We start from the raw sequence: 14,214 nt of genomic DNA, 5'->3' as shown, positions 1-14,214 counted from the left end.
ATCAGTAGCAAAATAGCTAAATTACCTCGTATAAAGGATGTATATGCCCTTTTTTGATCCCACTATTAAGCCCAGCGATGTGACTCCGCAAGCGGTTTTTGAGAATCGTCGTGATTTGATTAAGGCTGCAGCTGCTGGCACTTTTGGTCTAGCTTTAGCACCTTGGTTTTCTAGGCAAGCTATTGCCAATAGCCCAGAGAAGTTGATTGCGACATTAAATTCGGCCTATACCCCCAAAGAGGATGTGACGCCTTATAAGTATGTGACGAGCTATAACAATTTTTATGAATTTGGTACAGACAAAGCAGATCCAGTTGCCTATGCACAGAGTTTGCAAACTCGTCCTTGGGCTATTTCAATTGAAGGTCTAGTTAAAAAGCCTATCACCCTAGATATTGATGCTTTATTAAAAATAGCCCCCATGGAAGAGCGCATCTATCGTATGCGTTGCGTAGAAGGATGGTCTATGGTCATTCCTTGGGATGGATATTCTCTTTCCAAACTCATTAGTAAAGTTGAGCCCCTAGGGTCTGCAAAGTTTGTAGAATTTATCTCCCTTGCCGATCGCAAGCAAATGCCTGGGCTCAAAAGCAATATCATTGATTGGCCTTATCGCGAAGGACTTCGCATGGATGAAGCGATGAATCCATTAACGCTTTTAACTTTTGGTTTATACGGTGAAGTGTTACCCAAGCAAAATGGTGCCCCCGTCCGAATCGTAGTGCCCTGGAAGTATGGTTTTAAGAGTGCAAAAACGCTTGTCAAGATTCGGTTCACAGAAGAGATGCCCAAAACGAGCTGGACTCAGTTTGATGCGCGTGAGTATGGTTTTTATTCCAATGTAAATCCCCAAGTCGACCATCCTCGCTGGAGTCAGGCTAGCGAAAGAAGAATTGGCGACTCAAAGGGAGTCTTTGCACCCAAAATTAAAACGCAGATGTTCAATGGTTATGGGGATCAAGTAGCAAGCATGTATGCCGGGATGGATTTGAAGAAGTTTTATTAAATAATCAAACTTACCTCAGAATTAAGTTCTTCTACCCGGCTCTGGTAGTGGAACCATGATTGCTTGACCTGGTGTACTACAACCCTGATCACAGCAACGTCCTGGTTGCTTATTCTTAGTAATTGCACGCTCCTGGTTGCTAGTGAGAACACCTCGGTCTAATAATCTTTCAACTAACTCTACCTTGTTACCAATGGGATATTGGCGATAAATCTCTTTTTTCATAGCTGCTGGTGAGCCTCCACCATGCAAGCTAATCACAGAGTACCAGCCACCTTGATAAGAAGCAGTCAAATCTTCGATAAAGCGAGCTACCTCAATACGTTTATCGTATGGAACCGCTGGGTTTGCACGCAATACTTCTGCCAAGGTTGCTGCAGTAGCAGGGTTGTGATCTTCATCCGGCCCAGGTAGCGCCACAATTAAACCGCCAGAAACCTCATGAGCAAGACGATGCATATCATAAATCTGGGTGGCCAATAATAGCTTCCCGATGTTTGAAAATACAGGTTCAGGCATAAAGGATTTGCTGTAAGGATCTTGTGTGCCATATACACTTGCAGCAACACCACAAGCATAAAACCCTTCAGTGATCTTAATCAGTTCAACCATGGGTTCACGTAAATTCGATTTAGTTTCCGGATCAAAGCCATTAGCTTCACACATCAAGGCTCCAGCTCCAATCAAGAGGTCGCCAAAGCCGGCTCTTGCTGCAATACAACTATGACGATGATGGGTGGCGTAGCTATAAGTTAAAACGCTAGAGTGCTCCCATTCACCAGCGTAGAAAACACGTTCCCAAGGAACAAATACCTTATCAAAAATCACTACGCCAGTAGATTGGCCATACTTACTGGAAAAGAGCGGCTTGCCATGCTCCACTTTTTCCCCTGGGCGCCCAGCCGGACGGGCAACGATGGTAATGCCTTTAGCATCTACTGGTACTGCACAACAAATCGCAAACGCCGCATCTTCCTTACTCATATTACGACCTGGCATTACTAAGAACTCATGCATATAGGGTGCACCAGTGACGATGGCCTTCGTTCCAGAAATCACGACTCCTTTAGCATCTTGAGATACGATATGTACATAGGTATTAGGGTTGGCTTGTTCATGCGGCCTGAGAGATCGATCACCTTTAGCATCAGTCATTGCGATACCTAAAGCTAAATCATTTTTTTGTACATGGGCGAGATACTCAGCAAACTTAGCGCGATGATCATTACTACCGTGTGCATCATCAATCCGAGCCGATACTTGACTAAGGGCATTTAAGGCATCGTGAGCCAGATAGCGTTGAGCGCAACCCGTTTCCTGACATAGGACACGAACAGCTTCTAATTTATTTAAGAGATCACCAGAAGATTCATTGATGTGCAACATCCTCGGAACAGTTTTGCCATTTGAGCTGGCTAACATTAAAGGTGCTAAAGCAGGGTCATGTACCATGTCATAAGTAACGCCTAGAGCATCTACTCCAGGCCTCAACATGGCTTCATCAACTACAGATTCAACCAAGCGTCCATCAACATAGACGACGGGCTTTAGCTTACGCAATGACTCTCGGTAGTCCTTGCTAGTCATGAATTGGGAGGTACTGTTGCTCATATGAGGCCTTAATCGTTTGTTTAATAGGTGATTTATCAAATAATACACAATAATTAAACAGTGTTCAATTATTAAGACATATGTATAATTTCTCAATGGATCAAGTGATTACCTCCCCAAGAGATCTGCGACAACAAGCTTTGGCGGATGCTAGGCGTGAGCACATTTTAAGTGCTGCTAGAGCAGTATTTATCGAGGTGGGATTAGAGGCTGTCAGCATGCGAGAAATCGCAAAGCGGGCGGGCTATACCGCTGGAGCTATTTACAGCTATTTTGCTAGCAAAGAAGAAATCTATGGGGCATTACTAGCTGAATCGCTCGAGCGTTTAAATAATTTCGTAAATTTATCTGCGGAGAATATCTCCGTTGATCAGGAGGGTCAACCTGCATTTGCAGAGCTCCGTAAAAGTGCTCTAGCTTTTTATGAGTTTTATCGAGACAATCCACGCGATTTGGACTTGGGTTTTTATCTCTTCCAGGGACTTAAGCCTAGGGGATTAACAAATGAGTGGGACTCAGAGCTCAACACACGTCTTCGGGCTGCTATGCAACATCAAGAGGCAGCCTTGATCAAGTTAGGCTGTAATAAAAGAGATGTAGATACTGAACTTACAGCGATTTTTGCGCACATAGTTGGCATACTATTACTAAACCATACAGGCCGTATTCGGATGTTCGGTAAAAGTGCTGATGAATTAATCACCCACTACCTAGATAAATTAGCACTTCGCCTGCCCAAATCAAAATAATAACTTCATGATGATTAACCAAGATACTAGCGCCCTCATTCTGATTGACTATCAAACACGTTTGATGCCTAGTATTCATGAGAGTGAAGAAGCTATAGCTTCAGCGCTCTTTCTTGCTAAGGTAGCAAAGGCCTTACAAATTCCTATCCTAGGAACTGAGCAAAATCCAGAGGGGTTAGGACAAAACGATGAGCGTATTAAAGTATTTTGTGACTATACCCTGGTGAAGCATTCCTTTAATGGAGCTGCAGATGGCTTAGCGACTAATATCAGGGAATTAAATCCCTTGATCACTCAAGTAGTTCTAGCGGGTTGTGAAGCGCATGTCTGTCTGATGCAAACTGCCCTAGGTCTTCAGGCGTTGGGCTATGAGGTGGCAGTAGTGCCTGAGGCTTGCAGTAGTAGAAGAGTACAAGATAAGATATTGGCTATTGACCGCATGAGTCAGCAAAAAATTACTATGCTAGGTGCTGAAATGCTTGCCTTTGAGTGGCTTAAAACATCGGAGCACTCACAATTTAAGAATATTCTGAATTTAATAAAAAACAGATAACAGTAAAAAATCTTCTTCCCTATTTGTACTCTTGGCTTTCCAAAGTATTTAAATTTTCTAATCTTAATTTTGCATTAATTCTTTTGAGCCAAATTGCTACTGCTGGTGGAACGAGCTCGGAATAATTGTGATCATAGAGAAGTGCCTCTCTAATGCTAGAAGCGCTGATCAATTTTGGGGAGCCCGTTTCGGTAGCTACTTTGTAGCCCGCCAATCTTAGGCGATTTGCTTTTTCCTCCTCCCATTCAGAAAATACCCTGAGTAAATGAATACTTTCATTTGGATCGGTTGGTACAAACTCGGACCATTTTTCTGGCGCATGAATTGGTAAAGCAACGATGGTAAATTGAGTTGGATCAACACCAGCCTCTAATAGCGCATCCTTAATCATTGCCGAGCGCTCCCAATAGCTAAATGGGTTTGCAAAGGCTGTATGACGATGATGACTGGTGATCTCTTTTTGAATTGAAGTGCGATCATAATTAGTAATGCCAATAAATAAATGGGTTCCAAAGGTATGAGCCCATCTTAAATATGCTAAGTGTTCGTTATGAAACGGCTGAAAGCGGCCATGAGCAACAGCATATTGATAAAGTTTATGTGGCTGCATTTTTTATAAGGCTTTGAATGAAGTGATGCCAAGACTCTTATAAGAATTTGGCCTACCACCCAAAAAATGAGACCGGTTTGATGCATTTAAAAGGATCGGCATAATATCTCGGCTACACAGTTGACCAAGTGATCCGCCAACAGATAATCTTTCGGAAAAATGATTTACTGAATCAACTCGAATTCCTTCCCCCATCATAGAAAGGGGTACTGACTCACCTGAGTGGAGCATTGGACCATGGCTTGGAGTACAGTGATCTGCAGTAATCGCTACCAGAAAGTCTTCTTGTAGCTTTTCCCAGCTCCAAATATCTGAAAGACCTAAATCAATAGCCTCAATTACTTGAGCTTTCTTCAGCGGAGAATGACTGTGCGCAGCTTCATCGGCTGCTTTAGTATGAAGGTGAACAAAATCACAACCATTATCAAAAGCTTGCTTAGCCACAGCTAACTTATTGATAATTTCGTATTTAGGCTCACCTTCATCAACTTCTATGTAATTCATTTGCAATAAGCTGGCCATGCCTTTATACATCGGAGCCGACGCAATTAAAGAGGAGGTTAAGCCTGTTTTTTGATAGAAGCTCATGAGTTCTTGATGCTTGCCAGGCCACTTGGTAACAGTCATATTCAGAGGTAACTTACCATCAAGTATCCTTTGGCTATTAATGGGGTGCTTTGAGAGTACTTCATGAGTCCATCTTAAATAATGATTTAATGCTTTGGCAGTATTCTGTGCGTCGCCATAGTTTCTACTTGAATCAAGAGCCTCAATTTCAAGTACGGGTCTGCCTGTATGCATAAATGGATCTGAATCTGTAATATCCTCGCAGCCGCCGTGCATGATCAGTAAAGAATCAGACTTTCCAATATATTTGACTTCAAAATGAATATCGCCAGATTCAAAGTGGCTGATTGACTCGATTAATTTTTGTGCATCCTGAGCCTCTGATGCAGGCCACCATGGGGTGATCATAAGCCCTTCATTTGATGGAGTCACATTACGTAAACCCAAATGTGCAACTGAAACATTGGAAGGCGGCGTCAAGCCAAATCCCATACTTTCAAATACCGCTCTACCTGGATAGAAATCTTTCTCATAGCCAAATAAATGAAAGTGAGCCAATTCGGATGGAGGAACCATCCCAGGGTTAATGGGGTAGACCGATGCTGATGCCCCTAATTTGGCAATTCGATCTAAATTTGGAGTTTTGGCATACTCCAGAGGGGTTAAATTTCCTAATTCCTTATAAATGCGATCACCAATACCATCGAGAAGAATGAGCAGTATTTTTTTCATTGCATATTAGCGTTTAATCCCAATGTTTCCGCAATAGTATTTCGTTGAGATTCGTCAGTGCCGCCTGGAATGCGAAGATTTCGTGCAATTTGGAACAGTTTATTTACTACAGTATCTTTCATAATCCCTGTAGCGCCATGCAGTTGTAGTGCCTTATCGGCTACACGATAAAAGGATTCATCGTTTACGATTTTCATTAATGCAAAAAGACGTATTTGTTCTTGAGGACGATTGGTATCCCACCATGGCCCAAATTTTTCTATATCTCTTAGGCATGCTAATGAAGTTGCTCGTGCACTGTACCAGTCTATATACATATCAGACACCATCCACTGTAGACCTTGATTACGACCTAGCGGCTTACCGGCCACTTTCCTATGTTTAAGCCTATCTAGAGTTTTATCAATAAGTAATTTTGACCAAGCGGAGCACATTCCTCCGCGACGTGTTCTAGTCCAGTTAATAGATGTTAGGGCAATTTCAAAGCCCTGCCCACGATTTCCAATCATTGCACTCTCAGGGAGTTCAAGATTTTCAAAATGTAGCTCTCCTGTCAGACCATCATCAAACATCGTACGATTAATCCGACCATGTTTAAATCCTTTACCTAGGTACTCCTTAGATTCAAATTGAAAGTAACTGAAACTTTTTTTACCAATACCTGGATCGGTGATGGCAAGTACATTCACAATATCCGCCTCAAATGGGTTGGTAATGTAGGCTTTGTGCCCATTCAGAATCCATTTGTCACCTTTTTGGACGGCGTTGGTTTTCATATCAAATAAATTAGAGCCAGCATCTGGCTCTGTGACAGCATGACAGCTTGTTTTTTGACCTAAGATTAATGGCTTTACAAATTGATCTTGTAACTCTTCTCGGACAAAAATTAATCTTGGAGTTGATCCATCAGTCCAAGATAAGATGCCTGGGGCTAAATCTATACCATATGAATAAACCTTTTCTTCTATGAAGAACATTTCTGTTCTTGAGAGCCCACCGCCACCAATAGATTGAGGGAGATGGAGCGAAAATAAGCCTTCAATTCCGGATGCCTCCATGATTTCGCGTCTAGCCGCTTGTATTTCTGGATGTAATTTACCGGTTCGATCTATATATTCCAGACTATTTCTGAGTCTGTGGCGAAGTTGATGCTCTCGTGGCTCAACTTCCTTCGTATAAAAAGACTCAATTTTTTCAATAATGGGTAGGAGGTGGCTTGGTGCTTGTTCGATCATGATTCAAATTGTGCGTTTGGGTCTTGGTTAAGTTTCGGCGAGATGTTATAGGCGGTTTCGTGGCCGATATTTTTGATGGGGTTACCAATTGCGAGGAAATTAGTTCCGTCATCTTTTAGTTTTATTACCATCTCCCTATCTTTAGTTAGGGGTGAGCTGATTGCTTCGCTCAAGTTTTTAATTCCTGCAACTACAATACCGAGGGGTATTAATAATGCTTCCCACTCATTAGAAGTTTTAGTTTTCATCATTTCATTTAACAAGGGGATCAGAGATGCTCTATGCTCACCCCGTTTTTTCATCGTACAGAAGCGCTCATCTGTTATCCATTCGGGCTTATTAATAATTTCACAGAATTTATTCCAAAAATTATCGTGTGTTATAAAAAGAGTGAGCCAGCCATCTGCCGATGCGAATACCTGAGCTGGAACTATATAGGGGTGGGCAGACAATGATTGTCGTACTGGTTTTTCTTGCGCGTTTAGCCATGCGCCTGCTAGATAGTTCAGTTGAGAGAGCATGACATCATGCATAGCAATATCAACTTGACCACCTTTCCCCTCAATAATACGAGCAAGTAATCCAAGGGCACCCATAATTCCTGCTGAATTATCAACAGCAGAATAGCCAGCCTTAGTAGGGTAGCCATCTGGTTCGCCGGTAAGATCCATGATTCCAACTAGCGCCTGAATAATGTAGTCATAAGCTGGACGCTCAGACTCAATGCTATCCAAGCCAAAGCCTGTCATGGCTACACAAGCTATTTTAGGGTTGATGTGTTTTAACTTATCGTATGTAAGGCCGAGGGAGTTTATTGCCCCTGGTCGAAGATTGGTAATAAGTCCATCTGCTTGTGCAACTAATGCATGAAACTTTTTGCGACCTTCATCTGTTGTGAGGTCCAGGGTAATACTTTTTTTATTTCGGTTTAGGCTAACGAAATATGCATTGTGGCCATCAATATTATGAGGGCCAAGAGTGCGGGCGATATCGCCATCTGGGGGTTCAATTTTGATGACCTCCATTCCTAAGTCGGCAAGCAGCATGCCGCAATAAGGCCCCATCAGCATGTGGCTAACTTCAATTAACTTTTTACCATTTAGGGGTCCTGGACTAATCGGAGAATAATTGGGCATTTACTTATTTCCCTTTGTATTTAGGAGCACGTTTTTCCATAAATGCTTGACGGCCCTCAATTCGATCTTCAGTGTCTCGCAATATTCCCCAATATAGTTCTGTAATTTGCTGAGCATCGATATCACTTAAGTGCCCAGTGATTTTGGATAATTTTTTAATTGCTTGAGTTGCTAACGGACCATTTGATGAAATTCGCTGCGCAATTTTTAAAGCTTCTGGCATCAGATCCTGAGCAGTAAAGATATCTGAAATTAAGCCAATATCCAGCGCCTTCATCGCTTTAATGGGTTCACCAGTCAGCGCCATCTTCATCGCATGAGCAGGAGGAACTGCCTTAAGAAGACGGTGTAGACCTAAGACTGCTGGAATTGATGCAACCTTAGCTTCAGGAAGGCCAAAAATAGCATTATCTGATGCAATTTTTAGATCACATTGCAAGGCTATTTCTAAGCCGCCGCCCAAGCAATAGCCATTAATTGCGGCAATTAATGGCTTATGAATATTTAAATCAGTGAGGTCCATCATGCGAATATAGAGACCTTGTTCCGAAGCCTTGTCGGTTTCTTTAAAGAATGCTTCTGCGTAACTTACTGGTGAGGAGCTTCCGCCTTTGAGGTCAGCACCCGCACAAAATGAGTCATTTCCTGCGCCAGTGAGAACAATGACTTTTACTTGTTCATCATCCCTGGCATTCATTAAGGCGGTACGAAGTTCTTTTAATGTTGCAAGGTCTAATGCATTTTTCTTTTGGGGCCTATTAATAGTCAATATTGCTATTGAATCGCTGGCTTCATAAGTGATCATTTAGCTTCCTTATACACTCGGGGAGGAGAGACTTCTTCCACCGCATACATATAAAACTTGTCCAGTGAGATAAGAGGCGTCTGGATTTAAAAAGGTCATCACGGCATAGGCAACATCATCCGGAGTGCCAATGCGTTTGACAGGTACAGATTCTTTTAATTTACTTTGAAGTGATGCATCAAAACTATCAAATAATGGTGTTTGTATGATGCCTGGAGCAATTGCATTGACCGTGATACCTTTGGCAGCGAATTCAATTGCAAGACTTCTAGTAAGACTAATAACGCCACCCTTAGCGGCTGAATAGTTTGATTGGCCAAAGCCACCAAGCCAGGCACGTGATGAAATATTAACAATTCTGCCAAAATTGCGCGGTAGCATTTCCTTAATTGTGGCCTGACAAAATAGGAATTGGGACTTTAAGTTAACGTTAATCACATCGTCCCAATCAGCCTCAGTCATATTGAGTAATCTTTTATCTCGAATAATCCCAGCATTATTAACGAGGTAATCGATCTGGCCGCCCCAAGCAATAACCTGCTCAATGGCGGATTGCACCTCATCAATTTTGCAGACATTTCCAGACACTCCAATTACTTTGCTACCAAATCCCTTGAGTTGGTCAACAGCGGCGCTAAGTTTCGTTTGGTCATAATCAATTAATGCAACATCAATGCCATTAGCTACCAATTTCTTAGCAATTCCAAAGCCAATGCCTTGTGCTGCTCCAGTAACGATGGCAACTCTTCTTGGTAGTTGAGACATATTAAATTCCTAAGATATGAACAGAGGAGGCAGCGTGATCAACACCAGCAATACCACCACCTGTGCATTGTGCAAGCGCAATTTTGGGCTTATTAACCTGGCGTTCCATAGCTCTGCCTTCAAGTTGCCATGTAAGCTCTACCATTTGTGCTACTCCTGTAGCGCCGAGAGGGTGACCTTTTGCCAGTAAGCCGCCACTTGGATTTACAGGAATTTTCCCACTAAGCCCAGTCTTGCCAGAGCGTAATAATTCTGGGCCTTCTCCCGGCTTTGCAATACCTAGAGCCTCGTAATAAATCAACTCAGCAATGGTAAAGGCATCATGTAGTTCGATGACATCAATATCATTTGGCCCAATGCCAGCATGTTCATAGGCTTGTCTTGCAGCTCTAGCAGTAATTTCTGCATCCAAAATATCGTCAAAATATTTTTCTTGCATACCAGATTGAACAATTGATGCTAGTAATTTAACTGGCTTTCGCCCATTGTTATGTTCGGTGCTGAGGATGAGGGCTGCTGCACCATCAACCTGAGAGGGGCAGCACTGCATGAGTGTTAAAGGATCAGCAATCATACGAGAAGATAATACTTCTTCAATCGTAGTAGGCGTTCTTTGCTGTGCATATGGATTTAGTGAGCCATTAAATCTATTTTTGACAGCCACTTGTGCCAATAGACTAGGATCTTCATCTCTCTCATAAAGGTAGCGCGTTGCTCTCATGGCGTAAATTGACGGCAATACTAATCCAGAGTTTGAGTAAATTCTGGTCTTATGGTCATTTAATTGCAATGGGATTGTGCCACCACCAAGCTGGGTTAGTTGTTCAATGCCAATCACTAAAATTGTTTTATATTGCTCAGCTAATAAGGCATGCTTCGCTAGATGAACGGCTGTAGCTCCACTAGCACATGCATTTTCAATGTTGTATATGGGAATCCCTTGCAATTGAAGATCACGCACAATGAGTTGACCAAGAATCATCCCCCCAAATACGTTTGCACAATAGATTGCTTCGATATCATTTAATGTTAAATTGGCATCTTTAACTGCATTGAGAATGGCACCTTGAGCAAGTTCAGGTGCTAAAGTATTTGGTTGCTTATCGAAGCGTGTCATAGCAACACCTTCAATAAAGATCATATTTTTATTCATGGGCTATTGACTTATTTTTTCAAAAATATGGCCAAATTCAGCGTCTGGCCTCATTAAATATTTATCTCCAATAGCGGGGTTTCCGCTTTGGACGAGCCGTCCGAATATCCTGACTGGAAAATCAGGTAGATTTACGAAGCCAATTGCATAAGGTTGAATGCCTGATTTTTTGCTTGGGTGAATAACAGTAAAGCTGTATAAGGTGCCATTGGGATTTAATTCTTGATCAACGTAATCTGTATCTAACGGAGAGTCTTTAGCAATTGGAGGGAAAATGATTTCCTTTGACTTTTTATGCATACTGCCCAATGGCTTGGGGGGTATGCTTTGATTCCAGTAGTGTGGGGTTATGTCCATGTTTTTAATAGATTTTTATAAAATTAACCCCTATTCTTGAGTAGATTTGCAAATTAGTCAAGCGAGTAAAAATCATAATCTATTGAGAAATAATCAAACATAATGAGTAGGAAATTGAATATTTCAAATATTGATTACATCTATACAAATCCTGTGTAAGAAACAAAATTGTGAACAAGCAAAGAGTGATTTTTGTATCTAATGGAGGCCCAGATCGATTGGTGGGAGGTGTCGTTTCTTTGATAAAGCCCCTCGCAAAGCGATTTAAGGCGATATGGATTTCAGCAAGCAATGGTGCAATGAGACAGGATGCCTATGAGGATGTAGAGGTAATAGTAAAAAAAGTAGCTCTACCTACAGAGATTTACCGATCTTATTACGATAGATTTTGTAATGAGGGTCTATGGACCCTTTGCCATCATCAGACTGCGGAGCCACTATTTAATAATAAGGACTTCAATTCATATGTTGTTGCAAACCATTTATTTGCAGAGGAAGTAGTTCGCTGTGCGAGTGATTTTGCTGAGCCTATTATTTTTATTAACGACTATCAATTAGCGTTGTTACCAAAGCTAATCAGGTCTGCGTTACCGCGCGCTAAAATTTTATTTTATTGGCATATTCCATGGCCGCTGTATAGCAGGCTAATGGTATGCCCCTGGAACAGTGAGCTAATCAATGGCATTTTGGGTGCAGATAATGTTGGTTTTCAAACAAATCAAGATAGGTCTAATTTTATAAGCTCTATACCTAAAGGTCTTCTGGGTGGCAGTATGGCGAACCTCGGTGTATACCCAGCTTCAATTGAGTGGCCAGTATTGAAAAATTTACAGCAAGCAACTGCAACCAGGAATCAATTTTCAATTACTCAAAAATATCAATTGCAAAAAAACGATTATATTTTTTTAAGTGTAGATAGGGTCGATTATGCGAAAGGAATTATTGAGCGACTTAATACAATCAAAAAAATATTAGAATTAAATCCATCTTTAGTGAACAAAATAAAATTCATACAGATTTATATTCAAACGAGACCATCTATCTTTAAATATAGGCAATACGAAGAGCAGATTACTGAGTTGATAGCTAAAATAAATAATGAGTATGGCTTAAAAGATTGGCAGCCAATTATTTCTGAGCAGAATACTCTAACTAAAAAACAACTTACATTTTTGTATCGTTCAGTAAACTGTCTGTGGGTATCTAGTTTGGCCGATGGCCAAAATTTGATTTGCAAGGAATTTATTGCCGCTAGAGATGATGAGGATGGAGCCTTAATGCTCTCTATGTATGCAGGTGCAGCAAAAGATTTGCCTTCTGCGGTTATCTACGATCCTTTGAGCGAGAAAGATGCCATCCAGGCCTTCAATCAAATACTATCAATGGGGAGTTATGAAAGAAAGAAACGGATGATTTCTTTAAGGCGATCCGTCAAGAATTATGACGTTCATCTCTGGATGGATGAGCAACTTTCTAGCCTTTATCAAGCGGCCCAATTAGTTTTTTAACCATTTGGCAATCTGAATTTGTTCTTCGCTACCCATGCCTGAAATGGGGTTACAGTAAATCAAATTTTTGCAGTCAGTTGGAAAATCTTGGGGTGAATCATCAATGGCGCGCCAGTCAGTTGAGCCCGAATTTATATGTGTACTTAAGTAGTTATCAATTTCTAAAAATCTTTTGTGATTGATTTCATTTATAAGCTCTGTGGCCCCAATGACTAAGTCTCCAATTGACCTTGGTAAAAGTTCCCGCATCTCTTGGGTGCTATAAGTCAGACGCCAATTTGACGTGATAACAATTTTGCAGGAAGCACCCTCTAAGGCTCTTTCAAGATAATGAACTTTACAAAATAAGTTTTCTTTCTCGCTATTAAGAGGGTGAAGAACACCATCAAAATCTAGGAATAATAATTTTATGTTAGCCACGATATTTTGCAATAGCTCATTAATTTGAAGAAATTATGTTTAGATTGTATTTTGAAAGTATTTTTATCGACAAATTATTTAATTTCAAAAATAACATTTTTTGTCATAAACTCAAGTAAATATGGAGCCTAATAAGCGAGAACAACTTCCCCCCTTAAATAACTTGCGAGTTTTTGAGGTAGTTGCTCGCCACTTGAGTATTTCAAGGGCAGCTAATGAGCTCAATGTTACTCCTGGTGCAGTGAGCAGGCAGCTGACAGCCTTAGAGTCATTTGTTGGGGTTCAGTTATTTTCTCGCGAGCATCGAGCTTTAGTTCTCACGGAGAAAGGGCGTGAGTACTATGAGGATATTAGTAAGTCCTTATCAGAAATTCAATCGTCAACTAGACGTTTATTTTCTGGGCGCAATCAAAATCAATTGAAGGTGCGATGCTACACAGCATTTTCAATTCGCTGGCTTATACCTCGACTTTCTAGTTTTTTGGCCTTACACCCCAAAATGGAAGTGGTATTAACCACCTCAATGGATCCAGTAAACTTTGATCAAGAAGATCTTGATTGTGCAATTCGTCTGGGGGATGGGGCTTGGAGTGATGCAAATGTTACAAGATTGGTCTCTAATATTATTCTTCCAGTTTGTAGCCCGTCTTTACTGGAAGGTGGTCCAATTGAGATCCCGCAGAACCTTCGCAGATATAAGTTATTAGATGCTATTGGACGTCCTGATGATTGGAATCTTTGGTTTGATTCAATTGGTTTGACTGTAAAACTTGAAGATTTTTCACGTCTAAGCTATGAAAGTTCGGCCTTATGTTACTTGGCTGCAATTGAAGGCCATGGGATTGCAATGGCTCAATATTTTTTGGTGGAATCAGAATTGACAAGCGGGAAGTTGATTTGCCCTTTACCTAAATTTCTGAATCGTGAGAACTTTACTTATTACTTATTAACACCTCTAGGTAAAAATGAAAGTCAGCAAGCTAAAGATTTTCGTACATGGTTGCTGG

Annotated in this window: 15 protein-coding genes; 5 read left to right on the top strand and 10 right to left on the bottom strand. The window is 41.2% G+C overall.

Annotation, left to right across the window (positions count from 1 at the left end):
• The first annotated feature begins 43 nt into the window (after window positions 1-43).
• Window positions 44-1,006: a protein-methionine-sulfoxide reductase catalytic subunit MsrP gene (msrP, locus tag ABWP14_RS09860; protein WP_353202802.1), complete on the top strand. Its 963-nt coding sequence runs from the start codon at window positions 44-46 to the stop codon at window positions 1,004-1,006.
• A gap of 21 nt (window positions 1,007-1,027) precedes the next feature.
• On the opposite strand, the gene ABWP14_RS09855 is transcribed toward msrP, so the two are convergent.
• Complete coding sequence (locus ABWP14_RS09855) at window positions 1,028-2,617, bottom strand: 4-hydroxyphenylacetate 3-hydroxylase family protein (protein WP_353202801.1); 1,590 nt, start codon at window positions 2,615-2,617, stop codon at window positions 1,028-1,030.
• A 95-nt stretch (window positions 2,618-2,712) separates the two neighbouring features.
• Here ABWP14_RS09855 and ABWP14_RS09850 point away from each other — a divergent pair, with 95 nt between their 5' ends.
• Both ABWP14_RS09850 and ABWP14_RS09845 read left to right on the top strand, forming a co-directional pair.
• Window positions 2,713-3,366, top strand: a complete 654-nt coding sequence (locus ABWP14_RS09850) for a TetR/AcrR family transcriptional regulator (RefSeq protein WP_353202800.1) — start codon at window positions 2,713-2,715, stop codon at window positions 3,364-3,366.
• A gap of 10 nt (window positions 3,367-3,376) precedes the next feature.
• On the top strand, window positions 3,377-3,919 hold the full coding sequence (locus ABWP14_RS09845; protein WP_353202799.1) for an isochorismatase family protein: 543 nt from the start codon (window positions 3,377-3,379) through the stop codon (window positions 3,917-3,919).
• Window positions 3,920-3,938: 19 nt separating this feature from the next.
• Here ABWP14_RS09845 and ABWP14_RS09840 read toward each other — a convergent pair whose 3' ends face one another.
• From ABWP14_RS09840 to ABWP14_RS09805, 8 genes are read right to left on the bottom strand one after another with little or no spacing between them, the layout of a single operon-like run.
• Window positions 3,939-4,529, bottom strand: coding sequence for a hypothetical protein (locus tag ABWP14_RS09840; RefSeq protein ID WP_353202798.1), 591 nt, complete (start codon window positions 4,527-4,529; stop codon window positions 3,939-3,941).
• Window positions 4,530-4,532: 3 nt separating this feature from the next.
• Window positions 4,533-5,828: an alkaline phosphatase family protein gene (locus tag ABWP14_RS09835; protein WP_353202797.1), complete on the bottom strand. Its 1,296-nt coding sequence runs from the start codon at window positions 5,826-5,828 to the stop codon at window positions 4,533-4,535.
• Complete coding sequence (locus tag ABWP14_RS09830; protein ID WP_353202796.1) at window positions 5,825-7,063, bottom strand: acyl-CoA dehydrogenase family protein; 1,239 nt, start codon at window positions 7,061-7,063, stop codon at window positions 5,825-5,827. Before ABWP14_RS09830 ends, ABWP14_RS09835 begins: the two co-directional genes overlap by 4 nt.
• Complete coding sequence (locus ABWP14_RS09825; protein WP_353202795.1) at window positions 7,060-8,199, bottom strand: CaiB/BaiF CoA transferase family protein; 1,140 nt, start codon at window positions 8,197-8,199, stop codon at window positions 7,060-7,062. Before ABWP14_RS09825 ends, ABWP14_RS09830 begins: the two co-directional genes overlap by 4 nt.
• Before the next feature lie 4 nt (window positions 8,200-8,203).
• The gene (locus tag ABWP14_RS09820; protein WP_353202794.1) at window positions 8,204-9,004 is read right to left on the bottom strand and encodes an enoyl-CoA hydratase/isomerase family protein; all 801 of its coding nucleotides are present in this window, start codon (window positions 9,002-9,004) and stop codon (window positions 8,204-8,206) included.
• Window positions 9,005-9,013: 9 nt separating this feature from the next.
• Entirely contained in the window at window positions 9,014-9,769 is a 756-nt protein-coding gene (locus tag ABWP14_RS09815) for an SDR family NAD(P)-dependent oxidoreductase (protein ID WP_353202793.1), read from the bottom strand.
• A 1-nt stretch (window position 9,770) separates the two neighbouring features.
• Window positions 9,771-10,910 (bottom strand): thiolase family protein, encoded by a 1,140-nt coding sequence (locus ABWP14_RS09810; RefSeq protein WP_353202792.1) that lies wholly within the window; start codon window positions 10,908-10,910, stop codon window positions 9,771-9,773.
• A 15-nt stretch (window positions 10,911-10,925) separates the two neighbouring features.
• Window positions 10,926-11,222, bottom strand: coding sequence for an OB-fold domain-containing protein (locus ABWP14_RS09805; RefSeq protein ID WP_353202791.1), 297 nt, complete (start codon window positions 11,220-11,222; stop codon window positions 10,926-10,928).
• 227 nt (window positions 11,223-11,449) lie between these two features.
• Here ABWP14_RS09805 and ABWP14_RS09800 point away from each other — a divergent pair, with 227 nt between their 5' ends.
• Window positions 11,450-12,787, top strand: a complete 1,338-nt coding sequence (locus ABWP14_RS09800; protein ID WP_353202790.1) for an alpha,alpha-trehalose-phosphate synthase (UDP-forming) — start codon at window positions 11,450-11,452, stop codon at window positions 12,785-12,787.
• Here ABWP14_RS09800 and ABWP14_RS09795 read toward each other — a convergent pair.
• Window positions 12,776-13,219, bottom strand: a complete 444-nt coding sequence (locus tag ABWP14_RS09795; RefSeq protein WP_353202789.1) for an HAD domain-containing protein — start codon at window positions 13,217-13,219, stop codon at window positions 12,776-12,778. The two genes, ABWP14_RS09800 and ABWP14_RS09795, sit on opposite strands and share 12 nt — an antisense overlap.
• Window positions 13,220-13,328: 109 nt before the next feature.
• Between ABWP14_RS09795 and gcvA the strand changes: the two genes are divergently transcribed.
• Window positions 13,329-14,214: transcriptional regulator GcvA (gene gcvA, locus ABWP14_RS09790; RefSeq protein WP_353202788.1), on the top strand; the 886-nt coding region annotated here is incomplete at its 3' end.

The sequence above is a fragment of the Polynucleobacter sp. genome (assembly GCF_040400325.1).
Classification (GTDB): domain Bacteria; phylum Pseudomonadota; class Gammaproteobacteria; order Burkholderiales; family Burkholderiaceae; genus Polynucleobacter.
The sequence above is the reverse complement of the archived record's forward strand: the minus strand, read 5'-3'. Positions and strand labels throughout refer to the sequence as shown.